Source organism: Candidatus Zixiibacteriota bacterium (genome assembly GCA_036397555.1).
GTDB lineage: Bacteria > Zixibacteria > MSB-5A5 > WJJR01 > WJJR01 > DATKYL01.
The window spans coordinates 557,820-579,361 of the sequence record DASWIS010000008.1; the positions used below are offsets into that span (position 1 = coordinate 557,820).

Below are 21,542 nucleotides of genomic sequence, written 5' to 3' on the forward strand. Positions count from 1 at the left end.
CAAGAGCTCTCCGGGATGGTCCGACAACTTGAATAGGCCACATTGTGCCGTGTGCGAGTATCCAATGTTCCATGAGCATAGCGCCAAAGTCTTAGTCGTTGATGATGATCCGGGAATTACCGAGATCGTCGATGCCTTTCTGAGTACGGCGGGCTATGACGTTTCGGTGGAGAATACCTCGGAAAGCGCCATCAAGAAGGCCAAGGAGTGGCGTCCCGATGTCATCCTGCTGGACATTATGATGCCGCACATGGATGGCTACGATATCGCCGAGACGCTCAAAGATGAAAAGAGCATGCAACAGACCCCGATCATCTTTCTGACCGGCAAGGACGCCGAGGAGGATCAAGGGCGCAGTTTCCGTGCGGGCGGCAACCTTTACGTGAAGAAACCGTTCTCGTGCGAACGGCTGCTGGATATTGTCAAAATCGTGCTGATGTCGGTGAACAAATAGCGGCGGCTTTTTTTGGCAAAATTTTTGTGCGTTGCACACAGATTTACGTATCAGCACCAGGGAGTCCGATGGTCCTGAACGATTCTCAGGTCCGGGTCTTGAAGCGATACCGAAACCGGCGGCTCTACGACCCCGAGACCAGGCAACAGGTCACTCTCGCTTTTGTCCGGGGATTGGTCAACAAAGGCGCCGATTTTCGGGTCGTCGACAATGCCAGCGGGCAGGATGTCACCGTCGCGGTCCTGGTCCAGGTCTTAGGCGAGGATGCGCGCGGCTGGCGCGATTGGGACGAATCGACGCGGGTCTTACGTTTGCTCATTCAACGAGGAGGAGATGCCGGAATGGCCATTCTGTCGAAAACAGTGTTGGCGGCGATCGGCGCATTGGCGATCACGCGCGAAAACGCCGAGAAGTGGGTCGATGAACTCATCAGACGCGGCGAGCTCGACAAGAGCAAACGCGCCGAGGCGATCAAAGAGGCAGCCGCCCGGGCCGAAGTGCGCGCCAAAGAGACGGCCCAAAAGGTCGGCAAGAAAGTCTCGGATGCGTACCGTGAGGTCAAAGAGCAGGGAATCGGCAAGCGGTTCGCCAAGTCGGCCGAAGTCGCCGAACTGAAGCGCACGGTCGATGAATTGACCGCAAAGCTCGAGGAGTTGCGCGCCAAACTCGGCTGATCGAGGTCAGCAACGAATTCAGAACGCCCGGCGACGCTCGCGGGGCGTTCTGCATCCGGCCCGTCGCCCGTAACGAGAAAGCCATTGGACATCCGGTTCCGTGCCAGTATTGTCCGCGCGGAGCCGGGGGAATTCGATCACTCTTCAGATCATCATCTACCTGATCGGAGCCGCGCTGGCCGATCTGTTCGGCGCGTGGCTCTTTCTTTTGCGCAAGCGTTGGGAAGCCGAGCCGTTACGATTGCTCATCGGCGCGGGCGCCGGGTTTCTGCTCGCGGTCGCGCTGCTGGAGATGGCCCCGCATGCAGCCGGAATGATCCCGACAGCGCCGGTCTGGCTGCTGGGCGGATTTCTGCTTGTTCATGTGGTCGAACACGTGGTACCGGCGCACTTCCACTACGGTCACGAGACCCACTCCGGGCTGCAGCCCCATGTCGGGGTCACCGCGACGGCCGGGTTGACGATCCATTCACTGCTCGATGGCGTGGCCATCGTGGCGGCGCTGCAGGCCGACAGTTGGCTGGGTGGGATGGTGTTCGCCGCGATGGTCTGGCACCGCATTCCCTCGGGATTCACGGTCGCATCCGTGGTACGCGCCGTTGGCGGATCACCCGGCAGCGCCATGCTGGCGGCGGGAGTCCTCGGTGTCGCCGCGGTCCTGGGCGGGCTGCTTTGGCTCGCGCTTCCGCAGGGACGGTGGCTTGGGGCGGCGCTGTCGGTGTCGGCGGGGTCGCTTCTGTATGTGGCTGCGACCGATCTGTTGCCCGAAGTCAATCGCCGACGCACGCTGCTGGCCCCGCTGGGCGTCGTCATCGGGGTCGGTGTCTACTATGTCATCCATCTGGGCTTCGGGCACTGATGCCCGCGGCTGTATTTCCGGTCGAAACTCCCGTTTCCCATCGGCGTAAAAAGGTCCTATCATATCGGCCGGGTTGGGTCGGCCAAAATCTGTGGAGGGCGAAGTGAAACGGACAATCTCGGTCTTCGTCATTTATGTGGGTGTCGCGCTGGTCTGTGGCTTCGGAGCAACAGTCGCGCAGGCATCGTTCTTTGGCCAGGTGACCACCGCGCGGATTCTCGAACGCGGCGTACAGGACGTCAGCGCCTTCGTCGGTTTCTACGAAGATGCGACCATGTTCTTCGGCCAGCTTCGGCGCGGTTTTTCTTCCAGCGTCGAGGGCGGTCTCCAGTTCGGTCTGCTCGACCCGGAGGTCGGCGATGTCGGACTTGCGGCGGGTGGCGACTTTAAGTTCGGGTTGATGGCATCGAAGCCGGGACAACCGCTCGACATGGCATTCGACATTCGCGGCGCCTATTTCAATCTTGATGCATTCAGCGTGGTCGAGTTGGGAGCATCGGCCATCCTGTCGCACCCCTACGTCCTGACCCAGGGCTCGACGTTGACCCCGTATGGAGCCGTCAATCTGCGGGTGGAGCATGTTTCCATCGACAATCAACCCAATGCCGCCGCGCGCCGATACACGCCGGCACGCGCTCTGGCCAATGGCGGCGGTGACGACACGAGTTTGGAAATCAGCGCCATGGGCGGAGTCAAGTGGGACATCTCCGATCTGCTCGATCTGCTCGGGGAAATCGTCATCGATGACCAGCTCGGTCTGATCTTCGGCATCAATTTCAAGATTTGATCTTTCCGGACTGCTCGAGTTCTCATCTGCCCCGAGGCAGCCCTCAGGGTGTTGTGCATGTGCCCATCAGATGGGCCGTTGCCTTGTGCACGTGAAGCCGATTCCATGACTGCATATGAGGCCGTCTGGTTGGGAATCATCCAGGGCGCGACCGAGTTTTTGCCGGTCTCCAGTTCGGGCCATCTGGTGATTGCGGAGCGTCTGCTGGGAGTCAGACAACCCGGAGTCGCTTTGGAGGTCGCGCTGCACCTGGGAACGCTGCTGGCCGTCATCGTTTACTTTCGCCAACAGCTCCGGTATCTGGCGCGAGGCGTAATCGGATTGATACCCGACGTGCCGGAGAGACGGACCGCTCGGCGCCTGTTCCTGCTTCTGATTCTCGCGTCGGTCCCGGCTGCCGTTGTGGGATTGCTGCTGAAGGATCGTATCGAGGAGGCATTCGCTTCGGAGGTTTTTGCCGCGTCAATGCTGATCGTGACCGGACTGCTGCTCTTGAGCACCGTCCGTGCCCGCGTGTCGCGCGCGAGAATCGATCCGGCATCCGCCTGGTGGGTGGGCTGCGCGCAGGCGATCGCGATTCTCCCCGGCATCTCACGCTCCGGCTCCACGATGGCCGTCGGGATGATGCGCGGGATCAGCCCTACCGAGGCGGCCGAATTTTCGTTTCTGTTGTCGATCCCGGCGGTCGCCGGCGCATCGATCCTGACACTGCCGGATGCAATGTCACGGTCGCAGCTCGGGATGCCGCATTTGATCGGCGGCCTCGTCGCCGCGGTCACAGGGTATGCCGCGCTGGCTTTTCTCTTTGCCATCCTGAGGCGGGGACGCCTCTGGTGGTTCGGCTGGTACTGCGTCGGCGCCGGAACCGCCACGATCCTGGTCTTTCGCCTGTAGCCGACACCCACATACATTGATTCCATGAATGCGCTGGTGATTCGCTTCTCGTCGCTGGGCGACGTGGTATTGTCGACGTCTCTCGTCGATGCGCTGCTTGAGTCCGATCCCAGCACTCGCGTTACGGTCGCGACCAAAGCGCAGTACGCCCCTGTTTGGGAGCACCATTCCGAGCGCGTGGATGTCCTGCCGCTGGAGACCGGGATGCGGTTGCCGGCCTATCTCCAACAATTGCGACGGGGGCGTTTTCACGTCATACTCGACCTGCACCGCTCACTGCGATCACGCATTCTGCTGCCGCTTCTGAAGGCCAAACGTGTCGGGCGCGTCCGCCCGCGCTGGATAACGCGACAGATGATGGTGCGGCTCAAGCGTGGGCTGGAGCGCCCGCTCGATCGCCTGGCCAGCTACTACGAGGCGGCAACGGATGCCGGGCTCGTCTTGCACCGTCTGCCGACCCGTATCGGGCTCTCCGGCGACGAGCGGAGCCGATGCGATTCCATCCGGTCAAACGGTGTGCCTGCCATTGGCTTCGGCTGGGGCGCGCGCTGGGACACCAAGGCAGTGCCGGTACCCTTGTGGATTGGCCTGCTGCAACGGCTGTCGGGGCCGAGTACAGTACGCGCTTTGATCTTCGGTCTGGAGACCGATCGGCGGCAGATCGAGTCGGCGATCAATGCTCTCGCATCGGATCCGTCGGTGACTTGTGAGGTCCATTACGGGTTGCCGTTGCGCGAGGTCGCCGTCCGAGTCGCGGCGTGCGGCGCATTCGTGTCATCCGATTCAGGATTGGCCCACATGGCAATGGCACTGAATGTGCCGACCGCCGTGCTCTTTGGGCCCACACATCCCGCCCTGGGATTTGGGCCCCCCAGTGGGCACTCGCAGGCATTTCATGCCGGAACCTATTGCTCACCATGTCATGTTCACGGCCGTGCCCCATGTTTCCGTGATCGTCGCTACTGTTTCGATGAGATCGATATCAACGCTGTCGCAGGATTCCTGCGTTCGCACATGACAGACGACCCGATGCAGGCGTCCGCATGAGTGACACCGCCCCCCGACCCGCCGCGTTTCTCGACCGTGACGGGACCCTCATCGTCGAATACGGATACCTCGGCGATCCGGCATTGGTCGAGCCGCTGCCGGGAGCGGTCGAAGCCGTACGAATCCTGCATGCGGCAGGATACCATGTTTTCGGCGTGTCGAATCAATCGGGCGTGGCGCGCGGATACTATGATGCTGAAACAGTTGACGCAGTTAATCAGCGGATTATCGATGAGTTCGATGAGATGGGGGCGCGAATCGACCGGATCTATTACTGTCCGCATCTGCCCACGGGGAGCGGAGCGATGCGCGAATCCGACTGCGAATGCCGCAAACCCAAAGATGGAATGGTACGGCTGGCGCAGCGGGAATTCCGTATCGACATGTCACGGTCGTTTGTCGTCGGCGATCAGCAGGCGGACCTCGGGCTGGCACGGTCCATCGGAGTCCCCGGCTATCTGGTCCTCACCGGTTTCGGCCAGGAGACACGAAGCGCGCTCAGCCCGGGACTCGCAGACAATTTCATCGCCGACAATCTGCTCGATGCGGTCCGCCGACACGTCGGACGCAGCGCGCACAATCGTCAACCGCTTCCCTGAACTGATTGACCCCCGGGACTCTCGGGAGTTAGACTTAGGAGTGATCGCGTCATCCACAACAAGGACACTTCAGTGAGTATTTCGACCGCTCCGCCGATCCGACGGACCGAGCTTCCGTCACTCTCTGCACGGGCAACGGCGATTCCGCCGTCAACGATCCGCAAGCTGGTCGATGTCGCCAACGCGGCGAAGTCGCGCGGGGTGCATGTCTACCACCTCAACATCGGGCAGCCCGATGTGCCGACACCGCCGGTGTTCTTTGAGACATTGCGTGCCTTCAAAGAGCCGGTGCTCTCCTATGGCCATTCCAAGGGCCACCCCGGATTGCTCAAGGCATGGTCTGAGTACTATGGACGGATCGGGCTGGACGTCGAACCGTCACAAATCCAAATCACGACCGGCGGCTCCGAAGCGATCCTCTACGCGCTGACCTTGGTTGCCGATCCCGGCGACAACGTGATCGTCTCCGAACCGTTCTACACCAACTACCGCTCCCTCGCGGTGGCGGCCGGGGTAGTGTTGCGCGGTGTTCCCGCCGAGGCGCAACTGGGCTATCCGTTGCCGGCGCGCCGGTTGATCGAGGACGCCATCGACGAACGCACGCGCGCGATCATGATCTGTTCGCCGAACAATCCAACCGGCACCGTTCTGACACGCGATGAGATTTCGACAGTGGTCCAGATTGCCGCGCAGCATCGCCTGTTTGTCATCTCCGATGAGGTATACCGCGAATTCTGCTACGAGGGCGGCCATACCTCGATCTGGCAGTTTCCGCAGGTGGCATCGCAGGCGATCATTGTCGATTCGATCTCCAAGAGATTCTCGGCCTGCGGCGCGCGAATCGGCGCGCTGGTTTCCCGCAACGCGGATGTCATCGACGGCGCCTTGCGGCTGGGGCAGTCACGCCTGTGCCCGGCGACGCTCGAACAGGTCGCCGCCATTCCCTTGATGGCTTTGGATGCGAACTATTATGCCCAACTGGCCGCCGAATACCAAGGTCGCCGCGATTTGATGTGCGAGCGGCTTTCGGCCATGCCCGGTGTCGCATTCCGCAAGCCGGCGGGCGCGTTCTACCTGATGGCGACACTCCCGGTCGACGACGCCGATGACTTCTGCCGCTGGATGCTGACCGACTTTGAGCACGAACGCCAAACTGTCATGATGGCTCCGGCCGCGGGATTCTACATGACGCCGGGTGCGGGCCGACGCGAAGTGCGCATCGCTTACGTACTCATACAGGCCGAACTCGACAAAGCGATGACCGTGCTGGAGGCGGGGCTTTCGGCCTATCCCGGCCGCGTGTGATTCCCCGTATCAGTCACTCCACACTACGCGCATGAACGCCCACCTCGGCATCGACATCGGCGGCAGCGCGATTAAGATCGGCGTGATCGATGCCGAGGGACACATTCTCCTGTCCGACCGCATGCCGATCGACCTGACCAGTCGGGAGGCAACTGTGGGCTGCATCGTTGCCTGCGTGCAGAAGCTGACCGATTGGTGCGGCAGGGCCGGGCACAAACCGCTATCCGTTGGTGTCGGCTCGCCGGGAACCATCGATAGACACACCGGCATGGTGCAGCCGCCGACACCGAATGTCACCACGATCATCGGGGTTGATTTCGTCGATGTCATAACGCGCGCGACCGGCCTGCCGACCGCGGTCGACAACGATGCCAATTGCGCCGCCTGGGCTGAACACCGCTATGGAGCCGGGCGCGGCATCAACAACCTAATCTGCATGACCGTCGGTTCCGGGATCGGCAGCGGATTCATTGTCGACGGCCGCATCTTCTCCGGATCGAGCGGCGCGGGAGGAGAGCTGGGGCATGTCTCGATCGAGCACGACGGTCCGCGATGCGGCTGCGGCAATCGCGGCTGTCTGGAGCTCTATACGTCGACAACAGCCATTGTCCGTGCAGCCAATGACGCGTCCGGCGCGAATGGGAAGCGGACGATCGCCGATCTGTTCGATTCAGCGCGAAGGGGAGACTCCGGAGCGAACGAAGTAATCGAGCAACGCGCTGCGATGTTGGGCATCGGGTTGGTCAATGCGATCAATCTGTTCGATCCCGAAGCCGTGATCATCGGCGGCGGCATCGCCGATGTCGACACCGACGGGCGATTTGTCCGCGCCGTCGCAAAGTCCATTCATGCACTCGCATTTTCCGAATCGGGCAAGCATCTGCCGGTTGCCAAAGCCGCGCTCGGCAACGATGCCGGATTCATCGGCGCGGCATCATTGGGCGCAAGTTTGGTGACCGCCTGAACCGGTTGCATCCGTCCGACCGCACGATTAGATTGTCAGCGCTCGTGGTGAGCAAAGTCGCACCATCGTCATCGGCGTACCCGGCACGCCATCACTCACGATCCTCTCTATGAAATCCCGCGGCAAAATCATCGTTGTGCCGCTCGGCGACCTCGACTTTTACCAGATCAACAAGCTCGCCGCCAATCTCTCGGTCGCGTTCTCGGCCGGAGTCGACATCCTGCAGGGAATCGAGCTGCCCGACGAGGCCGAAAACGAGGAACGCGGCCAGTACTATGCCACTGTCATCCTCACCAAGCTGGAGATGATGCGCCAGAACGAAACCGAGCGCATCTTCGGGATTACCGAAGAAGACCTGTATGTCCCCACCACGCAGTTTGTCTATGGCGAGGCCGACCCGGTGTCGGGGTGCGCGATCATGTCGTTTTTCCGGTTGCGGATGGAGTTCTACGGTCTGCCCGAGGACGACAAGATGATCTATTCGCGTTCGCTCAAAGAAGCGATTCGCCTCCTGGGCCAACTGTACAATCTCAACACCTGCGGCAATCCGCGCTGCGTGATGTTCCACTCAAACTCGATGCAGGAGATCGACGATAAGAATCCCCGTTTCTGCGACAACTGCCAGCGCCGTCTCGTGCGGCAGCGGGTGTGACTCCGCGCAATGCTTGTCCTTTCCCCGGATGAAGTGGAGAGCTTCCTTTTATCCTCTCCCCTCTGGGGGAGAGGGTAGGGTGAGGGGGGGCAAGGCTGACTGACCCCATAGTTTTGCAGAAAAACAACGTGGCCGATCGTCAATCCCAACCGCCCCGTTCCACCGGTCTGTATCGTCTCGGTCGGATTGTCCAGATTCTCGGCCTGATCATCGGGCTGGAGGCGCTCTTGGTCTTCGGCGCCGAACCAAGCGAAGGCCCGATGATCTATGTCACGTTGGCGGCGGTCGCCGTCTTTTACATTGGGCACTGGCTGGTCAAACGCAGCGGCGCGACGAAGGCGGAGTAGAATTGGAGCATCGCGCGGTGGGGTACCAGTTCCCCAAGGCTTGCCGAAAGTACTCCGTAAAGGGCAGTCGGATCGATTGATCGGCAAAGAGTTCCAAGAGTCCCCAAGAAAGTGATGGACACAAGCGTCGCAACGCGCTACAACCATCGTGACGGGTTGACTTGCGCGCCACGTCCTTGAGCAAATCATGGAACAAGAGATTGCCACTGAGTTGGAGAGTGCCGCGACGGATTCCGAATCTGATGAGGTCCGAACTAGACCTATTGTCCACAGATTCTCCACATTCCTCAGGGATCTTCTTGCTGCGACGTTTTGGACTTACCTGATTACCAAGCTCTTCGTGACAGATCTCGATGCATTGCTCGTTAATCGATTCATTCCTGCACAGTCATGGCTGACGGAGTTCAAGTTCTTCATCCTGCTAGCCGTGTATGCCGCACTACTGTTGATTGCTGGCGTCAAGCCAGTTCTAAGGTGGTCTCTCTACACGGTCCTGTTTCCAATCATTGTACTCGCGTGGAAATTCCCAGTCTTCATCTTCAAGCGAGAAAAGTGGATGCTTTCGCTCGCAATGGCTGATGTTGCTTTCTCGTTCTTCAAATCCTTCCGGTTTAACGTCGTGATCACCGCACTCTTCCTGTGCTCCTTCGCCCTGGCGCTCGCTGCGGCAAGTCCGTGGCTTCTCTGGCCCGCGACGGTGGTCATGCTGGCGACCCTGTCCGTGGTCTACTATCAGAGATTCAGGGTCATTTTCAAGCCTTCAGGGCTGTATCAAATGCATATCAAGGTATTTCGCGAGCTGCGAACGAGTGCGAGTAAATCCTTCGCTCTCGACGAGAGTATCAAGACTCTGTCCGTGGATCGACTGGATGAAGAGCAGATTCAGAAGCGGGTTGCCACACTACAAACGCCGGTGCTGTTTAACAGGGTCTGTTGCTTCGTGGCGAAGAAGCTGAGAGACTATCAAAACAGTGGATTGAACATCATGTTGTATGGCATGACGATTCTTTTCATGATAATTCTTACGACTCTTTCGTTTTCCGCGATAAACTTTGCCGTTTTCAAGATCAATGAAGGGCTATTCGAGTTCACGTACGATCCCAACTACTTTACTTTTATCTTCTATAGTTTCAACAATCTACTCTTCAATTCAATCAGAGATCTTGGCCCTATCGGCATGTTGTCGCAGGCCGTATCGATGATCCAGTCGTTGTTTTCATTCTCTCTGGTGGCAATTCTTGTGACTCTCTTCTTCTCCTTACGCAATCAACGGTACACCGAGGAGCTCAACGAGGTCATTTCGGGGATGGAAACAGAGGGGCATGAGATGGAGCGCTTCATAATAGATGAGTACAGACTAGGTAGCATAGAGGAGGCCATGGCAGAACTTCAGAACGCAAAGGCAAGTTTCGCAAAATTCATCTACAAGATATCCGAGAGCCTCTAATTCGATCCGTTTGTAGCGCTTCACTATGTTGCAGTAATTCTTCTCGTCCACCGTCGAATCGCTTGCCAAGGACTTACTCCCTAATTGGGTATGAGAACTCGATTCTGCAGATGTTTGTTTCCGGGGGCAATCAGAGGGCATGCTATGTGGTTTGTTCTGTATCTGCCTCCAGTTCGCCTCTTTGCTTCGCGCTCTGCAACAATTCTCGTAAAAGCCTTTCTGCCACATACTTTGCCGGTGTGACACCCGCTTGTGTTGACTTCGTGCCGAACTCGGAGGTGCACGTAACGGTGGCACTTCCAACACAGAATTCAGCGCGGTCCAGATGCGGCCCAAACTCTGTCACTACTGACTCAAACTTTCGTCCATTGCTCAAGACGTCCTCCTGTGATTCCCGGTAACCCACACCATTGCACGATTCTCCGCATCTTGTAATCTGTCATCCCTCTTCATCAATCTGAGGGGCCAAGATGTCCCCCCCAAGAAAGTGATGGACACGCGCCTCCCCCTGCGCTACCACCAGCGTGATGGGCTGGCTTGCGCGCCATGACACTTGAGCAAATCCTCGAACGGCTGCGGCACGATCCCAATGTCGCGCATTGGCACACGCTTGAGGCGGCGGACGGGGTCTATGCCGATTTTCCTGCGAGTCTGGACCCACGGCTGGCCGAGGCGGCGAAGCGACGGGGCATTCGGCGGCTCTATCGCCACCAAGCCGACAGCGTCGAGCAAGTCGCCGTCGGACGCAATGTGGTTGTGGTCACGCCGACTGCTTCAGGAAAGACCCTCTGCTACAATCTGCCGGTATTAAACGCGGTGTTGGCCGATCCCTCGGCGCGGGCGCTGTACCTGTTTCCGACCAAAGCGTTGGCGCAGGATCAAAAGTCCGAACTGCTTGGCTGGATCGAGGCGCTCGAGGCCGATATCAAGGCGCACACCTTCGATGGCGACACCCCGGCGATGGCGCGGCGCGCGGTCCGCATCTCCGGGCATGTCGTGGTCACCAATCCCGACATGCTGCACACCGGGATTCTGCCGCATCACACCAAATGGGTCAAACTCTTCGAGAATCTGCGCTTTGTCGTCATCGACGAACTGCACCACTACCGCGGCGTCTTCGGCTCGCATCTGGGCAATGTGATCCGGCGTTTGCTGCGCATTGCCCGGTTCTACAACGCCGATCCGCAATTCATCGCCTGCTCCGCGACCATCCACAATCCCGGCGAGCTGGCCGAACGGATCGTGGGCAGGCCCTTCACCGTGATCGACCAAAGCGGCGCGCCGACCGCGCAGAAGCATGTGATCTTCTACAACCCGCCGGTCGTCAATGAGCCGCTCGGCATCCGTCGGTCGTCGCTTTCGGTTGCCAACCAATTGGCGGCGACATTCCTGACCAACCAAGTCTCAACCATCGTCTTCGCACGGATGCGTCGCTCCGTAGAAGTCATCCTCACATATTTGCGTGAGCATCTGCGACGGGAAAAGCAGGACCCGAATCTGGTCGAGGGATACCGAGGCGGGTATCTCCCCAACGAACGACGCAGCATCGAACGCGGGCTGCGCGAGGGATCGATCCGCGGCGTGGTCTCGACCAATGCCCTCGAACTGGGAGTCGATGTCGGCGCGCTCGATGTGGCGATCCTGACCGGCTACCCCGGCACCGTGGCCTCGCTTTGGCAACAGATCGGCCGCGCCGGAAGGCGCTCCGGCTTGTCCGCCGCAATACTTGTCGCTAATTCCTCGCCGATCGATCAATTCCTGATGCGCAATCCCGAATACCTGATCGGCCGCTCGGTCGAGTCGGGCATTATCGATCCAACCAATCTTGTCGTGCTAATGTCGCACTTGAAATGCGCGGCATTTGAGCTGCCGTTCTCGGAGGACGACAAGTTCGGCGTAGACCACACCCTGCCGATGTTGCAATACCTTGAGCAGAACCGCGTCTTGACACGTTCGGCGGGGCGCTTCTTCTGGGCATCGGAGGTGTATCCCGCCGCCGAGGTCTCGCTGCGTTCGGCATCGCCGGAAAACTTCGTCATTCACAACAGTTCCGATGGCAACAAGATCATCGGCGAGGTCGACTATTTCTCCGCGCCCGTCTTCCTGCATCCCGAGGCGATATATCTGCATGGCGCCGAGCAATACCAAGTCGAGGAACTCGACTGGGATGGACGGCGCGCGTATGTGAAATCAGTCGATGTCGAATACTTCACCGACGCCGAGACCAAGACCGACTTAAAGATTCTCACAGTCGACAAAGACCGCCGCACCCCCGATGCGCGCCTGTCCTGCGGTGAAGTTGCGTTGACCACGGTCGCGGTGCTCTACAAAAAGATTCGCTTCCACACGCACGAGAATGTCGGCTCCGGGCAGATTCGTCTCCCCGAACTCGAGATGCACACGACTGCGTTTTGGATCGAGTTTCCTGAAAACGTCTTAGAGCGGCTCGATCTTCCGATCGGCCAGACCGGCTCGGTCCTGCATGCTGCCGCCAACGCCTTGGGACAGATGGCGCCTTTGTGGGTGATGGCCGATCCGCGCGATGTCGGCGCGCTTTCACAGGTGCGCTCGCCGCGTTCGGGGCTGCCGACTCTGTACCTTTACGACAACATCCCCGGCGGAGTGGGATTCTCGCAGCGCATCTACGAAATGGCAGGCCAGCTCTTCACCGAGACCGCCAACATGATCGCCGCCTGCCCCTGCCGCAGCGGGTGCCCATCGTGCGTCGCACCCGAAATGGCAGTCGGCGCAACCGGCAAACGCGGCGCGGAGGCATTATTGCGTTTCGCCGCCGCTACCGCCGACCTCTCACTTGACCCGATCATCGATCAGCCGGTCGCCGAGCTCGCCGCCGATGAAGGCGGGATGGATTGATCCTGCGCTCTGTCACAATGGGCGTGTTGAAAAACCCATTTGAACCCACATAATCGAGTTTCATGGAAGTAATCATTCGGGTCATTCCGAGCGAAGCGAGGAATCTCCAACGCGTTGTCGGCGGCCACTCGCGCATCGAGACCCCTCGCTCCGCTCGGGGTGACATCAAATTGGGCTTTTTCAACACGCCCACAATGTTACGCTGGATTCCCGCCGTGACAGACTCGTACCAAATCCGCATTGACTGACCCATTGCACGCCTTCATCTTGCGCGACCTAAGGGGGGAGTGGGTCAACTTGCCCATCGCCCCGGAACAAGACGCTAACGGCCATGGATCAGGTCATTTTCTGGGCGGCGGCGATTGTTGCCGCGCTGGCAGCACTCAGGACAGTCACGCTCCGTCATCCGGTCTCGGCGGTGTTGCATCTGATTGTCACACTGGTGGCGCTGGCGGTCCTGTTTTTGCAGTTGTCCGCCGAGTTCATCGCCATGTTACAGATCATCGTCTATGCCGGGGCGATCATGGTCCTGTTCCTGTTCGTGTTGATGCTGCTGAATCTGCGTAAGGACGAATTCGGTTCCGATGAAATCCCAGGCGTCAAGTTTTTAGGCGGCCTCCTGGCCATTGTCCTGTTGGTCGAATTCCTGGCGGTCTTTTCCAGCGGTGGGGCCGATGTATCTCCGATGCCGGAAGGATTCGGCGGCATCCGCACCATCGGGCGATTGTTGTTTAGCAAATACCTCCTGCCATTTGAACTGACCGGCCTGCTGCTGCTCGCCGCCGGATTGGCGGTCATCGTCATCGCGCGCGAAAAGTCACCGCGTCAGACCGAGGACATGTAGCATGCTGCCGGTCCCGCTGTCTCACTATCTCATTCTTGCGGCTGTGCTCTTTGTCATCGGCGTCGTCGGCGTCATCTCGCGCCGCAATGCCATCGTCGTGCTGATGGGTGTCGAACTCATGCTCAATGCCGCCAATCTTTTGTTGATTGTCTTCTCACGCGTGCACGCCGACCACAGCGGACAGGCGATGGTCTTCTTCGCGCTGACCGTCGCGGCCGCCGAAGCCGCAGTCGGGCTGGCGCTGTTGGTGGCGGTGTTCCGCCGCAAAGGCGTGATCAATGTCGATGCGCTCAATATGTTGAAGGGATAAAAACCGAATACGCATCATGACGTCTCTGATCTGGACCATACCGCTGTGGCCGTTGGCCGGGTTTCTGCTCAATGGCTTCTTCGGCCGCCGTTGGGGGAAGCAGTCGACCGGGATGATCGCCTGCGGCACGGTCGCCGTGTCGTTTGCGATCTCGGCGGCGGCGTTTCTCTCGTTGCTCTCGCGGGAGCCGCGTCAAATCATCCAAACACCGTTTCTCTGGATCGGTGTCGAGGATTTCCGAGCGTCGTTCAGCATCCTGTTTGATCCGCTCTCGGCGGTAATGGTCCTGGTCGTGACCGGAGTGGGATTCCTGATTCATGTCTACTCGATCGGTTACATGGGTCACGATCCCGACTTCTCGCGCTACTTCGCATTCCTGAATCTGTTTGTCTTCTTCATGCTCATGCTCGTATTGGCCGACAACTTTCTGCTGCTGTATGTCGGCTGGGAGGGTGTCGGGCTGTGTTCGTATCTGTTGATCGGTTTCTGGTACAAGCGCGAATCGGCCGCGCGCGCGGGGATGAAGGCGTTCATCGTCAACCGCATCGGTGATTTTGGGTTTGCGATCGCCATCTTCCTGATCTTCACGACATTTGGCACCATCGGATTCCAACAGGTGTTCGCGGCGGCGCCGGCGGTCGCGGGAATCGCCGGTGCGACCATCACCGCCATCTGCCTGTTGCTCTTCCTCGGCGCGACCGGAAAGTCGGCCCAGATACCGTTGCATGTCTGGCTTCCCGATGCGATGGAAGGTCCCACGCCGGTCTCCGCGCTCATTCATGCCGCCACCATGGTCACAGCGGGAGTCTATTTGGTGGCGCGTTGTTCGGCGCTTTTTGCGCTCTCGCCGGTGGCGATGATGACAGTCGCGATCGTCGGGGCCGCCACCGCGCTCTTTGCCGCGAGCATCGCTCTGGTGCAAAACGACATCAAGAAGGTGCTGGCCTATTCGACAATCAGCCAGTTGGGATACATGTTTCTGGCGCTCGGAGTCGGCGCGTTCGCGGCCGGAATCTTCCACCTGATGACGCATGCTTTTTTCAAGGCGCTGCTGTTTCTCGGGGCGGGGAGCGTCATCCACGCGCTGTCCAGCGAGCAGGATCTGCGTAAGATGGGCGGTCTGCGCCACGCCCTGCCGATTACATTCCGTACGTTCCTGATTGCGGCGCTGGCGATCGCCGGAATTCCGCCGCTGGCCGGGTTCGTCTCCAAAGATGAAATCCTCTGGAAGTCATTCTCCTCACCGGTCGGCCACTGGGCGCTGTGGGCGATCGGCAGTCTGACCGCGCTGCTCACCGCGTTTTACATGTTTCGTTTGGTATTCCTGGCCTTTTACGGTGAGAAACGCTACGCCGACGATATTCACCCACACGAGTCGCCGGCGTCGATGGCGATCCCGCTGATTGCCCTCGGCATTCTCTCGATAGCCGGCGGCTGGATCGGCTGGCCCGGTGCGCTGGGCGGCGGCGCGTGGATCGAACACTTTCTCGAGCCCGTGTTTGCCCAGGCGGATGCGGCGCTCCAACTGGGGGCACACACGGCATCGCGGACCGCCGAATACGCACTGATGGGCACGTCGGTGCTCGTTGCGCTCATCGGGATCGCATGGGCGAATCGCTGGTATGTCCACAATCCGGCCGCAGCGGAAGCGATGCAGCGGCGTCTTGCCGGTTTCTACAACGTTTTGGCCAACAAATACAGGATCGATGAATTGTATGACTCGACCGTTGTGCGTCCGTTGATCGTACTGGGAACGAAGATCTATCGGCGCTTTGATCTCGGTGTCATCGATGCGACCGCCAATGGCGTTGCCTCCACCGCGCAGCAGGCGGCATCCGAAGGCGTCGCGCTGGCCACCGGACGATTCCGCTGGGGCGCGGTCACCTTTGCGCTCGGATGTGTCATCGGTGTCGGCTGGTTGTTGTTCGTGTTTGTGGACGGTTGACGATGGAGCACCTGGGGATTCTCACCGCACTGATCGTTTGGCCCGTTGTAGTCGGAGTATTCGTGTTGCTGGCCGGACGCGGCGATACGCTGCGGTCGGGATACATGGCCGCGGCGGGCGCCGCGATCGAGCTGGTGATCGCGATGTGGCTGTGGTTCGGTTTCGAGTTGTCGGCGGGGTTTCAATTTGTCGAGCACACGCCCTGGATTCCCAGTCTGGGCATTTCCTACAGCGTCGGCATCGACGGCATCTCGCTGTTGCTCGTGCTGCTGACCGTGCTGTTGACTCTGATCAGCATCGCCGCGTCGTTTACGTTTATCGGCAAAGCGCGCAATGGCTTTTATGCCTCGTTGCTGTTCCTCGAGGCGGGCGTCATCGGCGCATTCGTCGCAACCGACGTGTTCTTGTTCTATGTTTTCTGGGAGGCGATGCTCATCCCGATGTATTTCCTCATCGGGGTTTGGGGCAGCGAGCGGCGCATCTATGCGACCGTAAAGTTCGTGCTCTTCACGATGGTCGGTTCGCTCCTGATGCTGGTCGCGATCTTGTGGGCGTATCACTACGTCTCCGTTGGCGGCGCGCGGACATTCGATTTGCAGGCATGGTACCAGACCGATTTTCCCGCATCGGTACAATTGTGGTTGTTTGCCGCATTCGCGCTGGCGTTCGCGATCAAAGTGCCGATGTTCCCGTTTCACACGTGGCTGCCCGATGCGCATGTGCAGGCGCCCGCGGCCGGTTCGGTGATGCTGGCCGGGGTGCTGCTCAAGCTCGGCACCTACGGGTTCTTCCGTTTTGCCGCGCCGCTGTTTCCCGAGGCGTTCGCGGCGGCGCAGACGCCGATCATCATTCTCGCCGTCATCGGCATCGTCTATGGCGCGGTGATGACATTGGTGCAGACCGACGTCAAGAGTCTGATCGCCTACTCGTCCGTTTCGCACCTGGGGTTCGTCATGCTCGGTCTGGCGGCGCTGAATTTGATCGGCGCGACCGGATCGCTCCTGCAGCAAGTCAACCACGGCATTTCGACCGGCGCGCTGTTTCTGATCGTCGGGATGCTCTATGAGCGCCGTCACACGCGGGCCATCGCCGACTACGGCGGGCTCTTCGCCACGGTGCCGCTGTTGACGATCGCGTTTCTCATCGTCATGCTGTCATCGGTGGGACTGCCCGGTACGAATGGCTTTGTCGGCGAGTTTCTCATTCTGCTCGGCGCGTTTCGTCATTCGCCCGTTGCGGCGATCATCGCGACGTCCGGTGTCGTGCTGGCGGCCGGGTATCTGCTGTGGCTGGTGCGCCGTGTGTTTTTCGGCCCGATGACGATATCGGCCAACGAGACGATCCCCGATTTGTCGCGACGTGAATTGGCGACCATCGTCCCGCTGGTCGCACTCATTATTTGGATCGGCGTCTATCCGCGCCCGTTTCTGGATCGCATTACCCCGGCGATTGATGCCTGGCTGCGTCAGGTCAAACCAGTGGAACTGATCGAACAGCAGACGCCGTCGCCCGGAGTATTCGTCTCCGGCGAGAATCCATCGGAGCGCGAACAATGAACATCTCCGCCATTCTGCCCGAGGTCGTCCTGGCCATCGGCGCGGCGCTGGTCATGACCATCGACGCAATGACCGGGGGACGCCGCAACATCGGTTGGCTGGCGGCGCTGACTGTCATGGTCGCCGGTGGCGTGGTGATCTCCCAGTTCAATCAAATCGAAGCCGGATTCGACGGCATGGTCTTGGCCGACCGATTCGCGCACCTGATGCGCTTGGTCATCTATCTCGGGACGCTGCTGGCTCTGCTGACGGCAATCGGAGCTTGGAACGCGCGCGGATCGTCATCAGTCTTCGGTGCCGAACACTACGGGCTGCTGCTCATCGCCGTCGTGGGAATGGACCTGCTGGTCCTCAGCGCCGATATGACGATTCTGTTTCTGGGCCTGGAAATCCTCTCCATACCGCTGTATGGCATGGCAGCGGGACGGCTTGGTTCGGATCGGTCGGTCGAGGCGGGCGCGAAGTATTTTCTCAATGGGGCGTTCGCGTCCGGATTCGTGCTCTTCGGTATCGCGCTGGTCTACGGCGCGGCCGGCACATTCTCCTATGAACAGATTGGCCGCACGCTGCTGCTGGATGGCGATGCCACGGCGCCGTTGTGGTGGATCGGCGGATTGCTCATCGCGGTCGGCTTCTTCTTCAAGATCGCCGCGGCGCCGTTTCATGCGTGGGCGCCCGACGTCTACACGGGTGCGCCGACTCCGACTGTGGCATTCTTCGCGGCCGCTCCCAAGGTTGCGGCGCTCGGCCTGCTCGTACGGCTGACGCAGACAATGTTCGTCGATCTGCCGATGCAGCAATTGTTGTGGGGGGTCGCCTGGCTCTCGATGCTGGTCGGCAACCTGCTGGCGCTGCGTCAACGTGAGCTCAAACGCCTCTTGGCGTACTCCGGCATCGCGCACATGGGATATGCGCTCGTAGCGCTCGTGGCCGGCGGCAGCGGTGCGGTCGGCGCGATCGGATTCTACCTGCTCGGTTACACCGGCATGGCGGTCGGCAGCTTTGCGGTGGCCTGTGCGGTCGGTTACGACGGAGGGGAAGTCACCCTCGAGCGGCTCGCCGGTTTGGGCAAACGCCAGCCGTGGACCGCGGCGATGATGTCGGTCTTCATGTTTGCACTGGCGGGCATTCCACCGACGGTCGGGTTTGTCGGCAAATTCGTTCTCTTCAGCGAGGCGGTCGGGGCCGGGCACTGGCCGCTCGTGATCTGGGCCGTGCTGTTTTCCGCGTTGTCACTGTACTATTACCTGCGCGTCGTCGTGGCAATGTGGATGTGGGAGGCAACCGAGGACACGGTCGAATCCTCGGCCGGACATGCCGCACTGCGCCCGGTGCTGGTGCTCGCTTCGCTCATTACGCTCATTCCCGGCGTGTTCCCTCAATATTTTCTCGCGGTAGCGTCAAAGTCGCTTTTCTGGCTATCTTAGTGCCGGCTCGACCATCCGGCCCCCGGCTCCAATGAACCGGGCCTTGGCTCGTATGCATTTGTGACGTAGTATTTGCCCACATGACCGACAACGGCCACAACACTCCGCGCGCGCACGTCGTCTCGCTGTTTTCCGGCGGACTGGACTCATGCCTGTCGGTGCTCTTGATGCTCCGGCAGAATGTGAGGGTCACGGCGTTGACCTTCATGACTCACTTCGGCTGCGACCTCTCGGATCGTTCATCCTGCTCGTCGAATCCATACCCCGCCGCGCGACAATTCGGCTTCGATGTCAAACTCGTACATCTGGCCGACAAGTTCGTCAAAATCGTGCAGAATCCGGTCTACGGTTACGGCAAGAACATGAATCCATGTGTCGACTGTCGCATTCTGATGCTGACCGAAGCGAAGGAATACATGGAGATGGTCGGCGCCGATGCGATCGTCACCGGCGAAGTCCTGGGGCAGCGGCCGTTTTCACAATTACGTCCCAAGCTGGCGCTGACCGAAAAGCAGGCGGGTTTGCAGGGGCGCCTGCTGCGCCCCCTGTCGGCCAAGCTGCTGCCTCCGACACTTCCCGAGCTCGACGGACGCATCGACCGCTCGCAGCTTGAGGCGATTTCCGGACGCACGCGCAAGCGCCAATTCGAAATGGCCGCCGAATTCGGACTGGAGCACTTCCCGACACCGGCGTCCGGATGCCTGCTGACCGACCCGGAGTATTCCCGCAAGCTGCGCGATCTGCTGGCCCATTCGCCGCACATCAACTTCACCGATCTGAATCTGTTGCAATCGGGACGGCACTTCCGTTTGTCACCCGACACGAAAATCGTGGTCGGACGCGACGAGAACGATAATTGCAAACTTGAGGCATATCTCGAACCGGGGGACTGGCGTGTCGAGGTGCTCGGTGTCGGTTCTCCCGTGACCGTCGTGCGGGGCACTCCGACGGCTGCGGAACTGGAAATGTCGGCCGCGATTACCGCGCGCTACTCCGATCGGAAGTCCGAGAAATCCGTCGAGGTCACTGTGATACACAATGGCGACAGTAAGACTCTTCGTGTTCCGCCTGCCGATGAGGCGCTGCTTGAATCGGTGCGGTTGAAGTGACCCCCGGTCGAACCCGCGTCACGTCGCCGATGTGTCGGCCGCCCGTTCCGCGCGCAGCCATCCCACCAGAAGGATCGTCACTGAAATGACCAGACCGGGGAAGATCGGTTCGGCTGACAGCGGATAGCTCCCGTAGAGGCCTCTCCACAAGACCCAGATTCCCGACACTGCGCCCGGCGCGACAATCCAAATGACCACGGCGGGCGCCGTGAGTGTTGGCCGCTTACTGTAGAACGTCAACAGTACGGGCAGCAGGAGCATCGGCACACCGATCGATCCCAAATCGCGCCAGATCGAAATCACCGATCGTGACAACAGCGCCAATGCCACAGCACCGATTGCCGCGACGACGATTGCATAGCGCGTAGCCGTTCGGATTCCGCGCTGCGTCAACGGTTTGACACGGGCGATCAGATCGTACCCGAGTGCGACCGCCGCGATGAACATGTAGGAATCGACCGTCGAAACGACCGTGGCGAGTAACCCGACGAAGAACAACCCGGCGATGCCCGGCGGCAGCACGAGCGACGCCAGCGCCGGATACGCCATCTGCGGCGTCTCCAGGTCGGTCAGCGCCGCGCGCGCATACAGACCGGTCGTTGTTGTCATGAAATCGAAAACGATCCAAAAGGCGATCGACCAGAAGATGCCGCGACGCGCAGTCCCCACCGTGCGGGTCGCGTAGCAGCGTTGATAGAACGCCGGTTCGACCAATGTCGCCAGCGCGATGAAGTACCACGACAGGACAAACCATCCCGAATTGCCGCCGTGCCAGGTCAGATGCGTTGCGGGCAGACTCTCCGCGAGGTACGACCAGCCGCCGTAGTGGCCGATTGCAAACGGCAGGATCAGAGCGAATCCGCCGAACATACACAAAAACTGCAGAATGTCGGCACGGATCGCCGCGCGAAATCCCCCGGTCAGCAGGTAGACGATCGAAACTAAGGCCCCGACCGATGCGCCGATCCACAACGGCCATCCCAGCAAAAGCCGCACAAGATCCCCGAGCATCAGCACGTAGGCCGCCGGCACCGTCATGACAAACACGACCAACGCGCCCGCCACGGCAGCACCCCGACCGTACGCCTGCTGCAGATGGTCAGGTAGCGAGACAAACTGCGTTTCGCGCGCCTTTCTCGCCAGAAAAAGCGCAAAGACAGCCGCCCACAGGTAATAGGGCAGCCCGAATACCAGCCAATTGGAAATGCCGTACAAATACGAATACTCACCGACGCCGAGAATGCCGCCGTACCATGTCGACACGAGAGAAGCGACAAACGCCGGCAGCGTCAGCCGACGGCCGCCGATCAGGTAGTCGGCTGCGTCGGGCGTGGAACGGTCCCTGCGGGATCGACGGAATCCGATATACCCCTGGACGACAAAGAACGCCCCGATGATGACCCAGTCGACCGGATGGAGAGACACCGTCATCGTCTGTGCTGCGCAGC

At 60.0% G+C, this 21,542-nt stretch carries 20 protein-coding genes; 19 read left to right on the plus strand and 1 reads right to left on the minus strand.

The features are described from left to right. Positions 1 to 64: 64 nt before the first annotated feature. The 19 genes from VGB22_04005 to VGB22_04095 all read left to right on the plus strand — a co-directional run bounded on the left by VGB22_04005 (position 65) and on the right by VGB22_04095 (position 20,094). Entirely contained in the window at positions 65 to 454 is a 390-nt protein-coding gene (locus VGB22_04005) for a response regulator (protein ID HEX9750441.1), read from the plus strand. 68 nt (positions 455 to 522) lie between these two features. After that, positions 523 to 1,128 (plus strand): polyhydroxyalkanoate synthesis regulator DNA-binding domain-containing protein, encoded by a 606-nt coding sequence (locus tag VGB22_04010; GenBank protein ID HEX9750442.1) that lies wholly within the window; start codon positions 523 to 525, stop codon positions 1,126 to 1,128. Between the two features lie 100 nt (positions 1,129 to 1,228). Further along, positions 1,229 to 1,987, plus strand: a complete 759-nt coding sequence (locus VGB22_04015) for a ZIP family metal transporter (GenBank protein HEX9750443.1) — start codon at positions 1,229 to 1,231, stop codon at positions 1,985 to 1,987. Between the two features lie 103 nt (positions 1,988 to 2,090). Next, entirely contained in the window at positions 2,091 to 2,774 is a 684-nt protein-coding gene (locus VGB22_04020) for a hypothetical protein (GenBank protein ID HEX9750444.1), read from the plus strand. Between the two features lie 105 nt (positions 2,775 to 2,879). Next, a complete protein-coding gene (locus tag VGB22_04025) occupies positions 2,880 to 3,668 on the plus strand; it encodes an undecaprenyl-diphosphate phosphatase (GenBank protein HEX9750445.1) in 789 nt (262 codons plus the stop codon). A 24-nt stretch (positions 3,669 to 3,692) separates the two neighbouring features. Next, positions 3,693 to 4,715, plus strand: coding sequence for a glycosyltransferase family 9 protein (locus tag VGB22_04030; protein ID HEX9750446.1), 1,023 nt, complete (start codon positions 3,693 to 3,695; stop codon positions 4,713 to 4,715). Further along, the gene (locus VGB22_04035) at positions 4,712 to 5,314 is read left to right on the plus strand and encodes an HAD family hydrolase (GenBank protein HEX9750447.1); all 603 of its coding nucleotides are present in this window, start codon (positions 4,712 to 4,714) and stop codon (positions 5,312 to 5,314) included. The genes VGB22_04030 and VGB22_04035 overlap by 4 nt, the downstream gene beginning before the upstream one ends. Positions 5,315 to 5,386: 72 nt before the next feature. Further along, on the plus strand, positions 5,387 to 6,619 hold the full coding sequence (locus VGB22_04040) for a pyridoxal phosphate-dependent aminotransferase (GenBank protein HEX9750448.1): 1,233 nt from the start codon (positions 5,387 to 5,389) through the stop codon (positions 6,617 to 6,619). Between the two features lie 31 nt (positions 6,620 to 6,650). Then, complete coding sequence (locus VGB22_04045) at positions 6,651 to 7,583, plus strand: ROK family protein (GenBank protein HEX9750449.1); 933 nt, start codon at positions 6,651 to 6,653, stop codon at positions 7,581 to 7,583. 109 nt (positions 7,584 to 7,692) lie between these two features. Continuing rightward, the gene (locus tag VGB22_04050; protein HEX9750450.1) at positions 7,693 to 8,235 is read left to right on the plus strand and encodes an archaemetzincin; all 543 of its coding nucleotides are present in this window, start codon (positions 7,693 to 7,695) and stop codon (positions 8,233 to 8,235) included. A gap of 128 nt (positions 8,236 to 8,363) precedes the next feature. Further along, positions 8,364 to 8,582, plus strand: a complete 219-nt coding sequence (locus VGB22_04055) for a hypothetical protein (protein ID HEX9750451.1) — start codon at positions 8,364 to 8,366, stop codon at positions 8,580 to 8,582. Between the two features lie 187 nt (positions 8,583 to 8,769). Then, on the plus strand, positions 8,770 to 10,029 hold the full coding sequence (locus VGB22_04060; protein HEX9750452.1) for a hypothetical protein: 1,260 nt from the start codon (positions 8,770 to 8,772) through the stop codon (positions 10,027 to 10,029). A gap of 546 nt (positions 10,030 to 10,575) precedes the next feature. Next, on the plus strand, positions 10,576 to 12,903 hold the full coding sequence (locus tag VGB22_04065) for a DEAD/DEAH box helicase (GenBank protein HEX9750453.1): 2,328 nt from the start codon (positions 10,576 to 10,578) through the stop codon (positions 12,901 to 12,903). Between the two features lie 331 nt (positions 12,904 to 13,234). Continuing rightward, positions 13,235 to 13,747 (plus strand): NADH-quinone oxidoreductase subunit J, encoded by a 513-nt coding sequence (locus tag VGB22_04070; protein HEX9750454.1) that lies wholly within the window; start codon positions 13,235 to 13,237, stop codon positions 13,745 to 13,747. A 1-nt stretch (position 13,748) separates the two neighbouring features. Further along, positions 13,749 to 14,057, plus strand: coding sequence for an NADH-quinone oxidoreductase subunit NuoK (gene nuoK, locus VGB22_04075; protein HEX9750455.1), 309 nt, complete (start codon positions 13,749 to 13,751; stop codon positions 14,055 to 14,057). Between the two features lie 16 nt (positions 14,058 to 14,073). Next, positions 14,074 to 16,002, plus strand: a complete 1,929-nt coding sequence (gene nuoL, locus VGB22_04080) for an NADH-quinone oxidoreductase subunit L (GenBank protein ID HEX9750456.1) — start codon at positions 14,074 to 14,076, stop codon at positions 16,000 to 16,002. A 2-nt stretch (positions 16,003 to 16,004) separates the two neighbouring features. Further along, the gene (locus VGB22_04085) at positions 16,005 to 17,558 is read left to right on the plus strand and encodes an NADH-quinone oxidoreductase subunit M (GenBank protein HEX9750457.1); all 1,554 of its coding nucleotides are present in this window, start codon (positions 16,005 to 16,007) and stop codon (positions 17,556 to 17,558) included. Further along, complete coding sequence (locus VGB22_04090) at positions 17,555 to 18,985, plus strand: NADH-quinone oxidoreductase subunit N (protein HEX9750458.1); 1,431 nt, start codon at positions 17,555 to 17,557, stop codon at positions 18,983 to 18,985. The genes VGB22_04085 and VGB22_04090 overlap by 4 nt, the downstream gene beginning before the upstream one ends. A gap of 80 nt (positions 18,986 to 19,065) precedes the next feature. Then, complete coding sequence (locus VGB22_04095) at positions 19,066 to 20,094, plus strand: hypothetical protein (GenBank protein HEX9750459.1); 1,029 nt, start codon at positions 19,066 to 19,068, stop codon at positions 20,092 to 20,094. An 18-nt stretch (positions 20,095 to 20,112) separates the two neighbouring features. Here VGB22_04095 and VGB22_04100 read toward each other — a convergent pair whose 3' ends face one another. After that, positions 20,113 to 21,525 (minus strand): sodium:solute symporter family protein, encoded by a 1,413-nt coding sequence (locus VGB22_04100; protein HEX9750460.1) that lies wholly within the window; start codon positions 21,523 to 21,525, stop codon positions 20,113 to 20,115. Positions 21,526 to 21,542 lie beyond the last annotated feature (17 nt).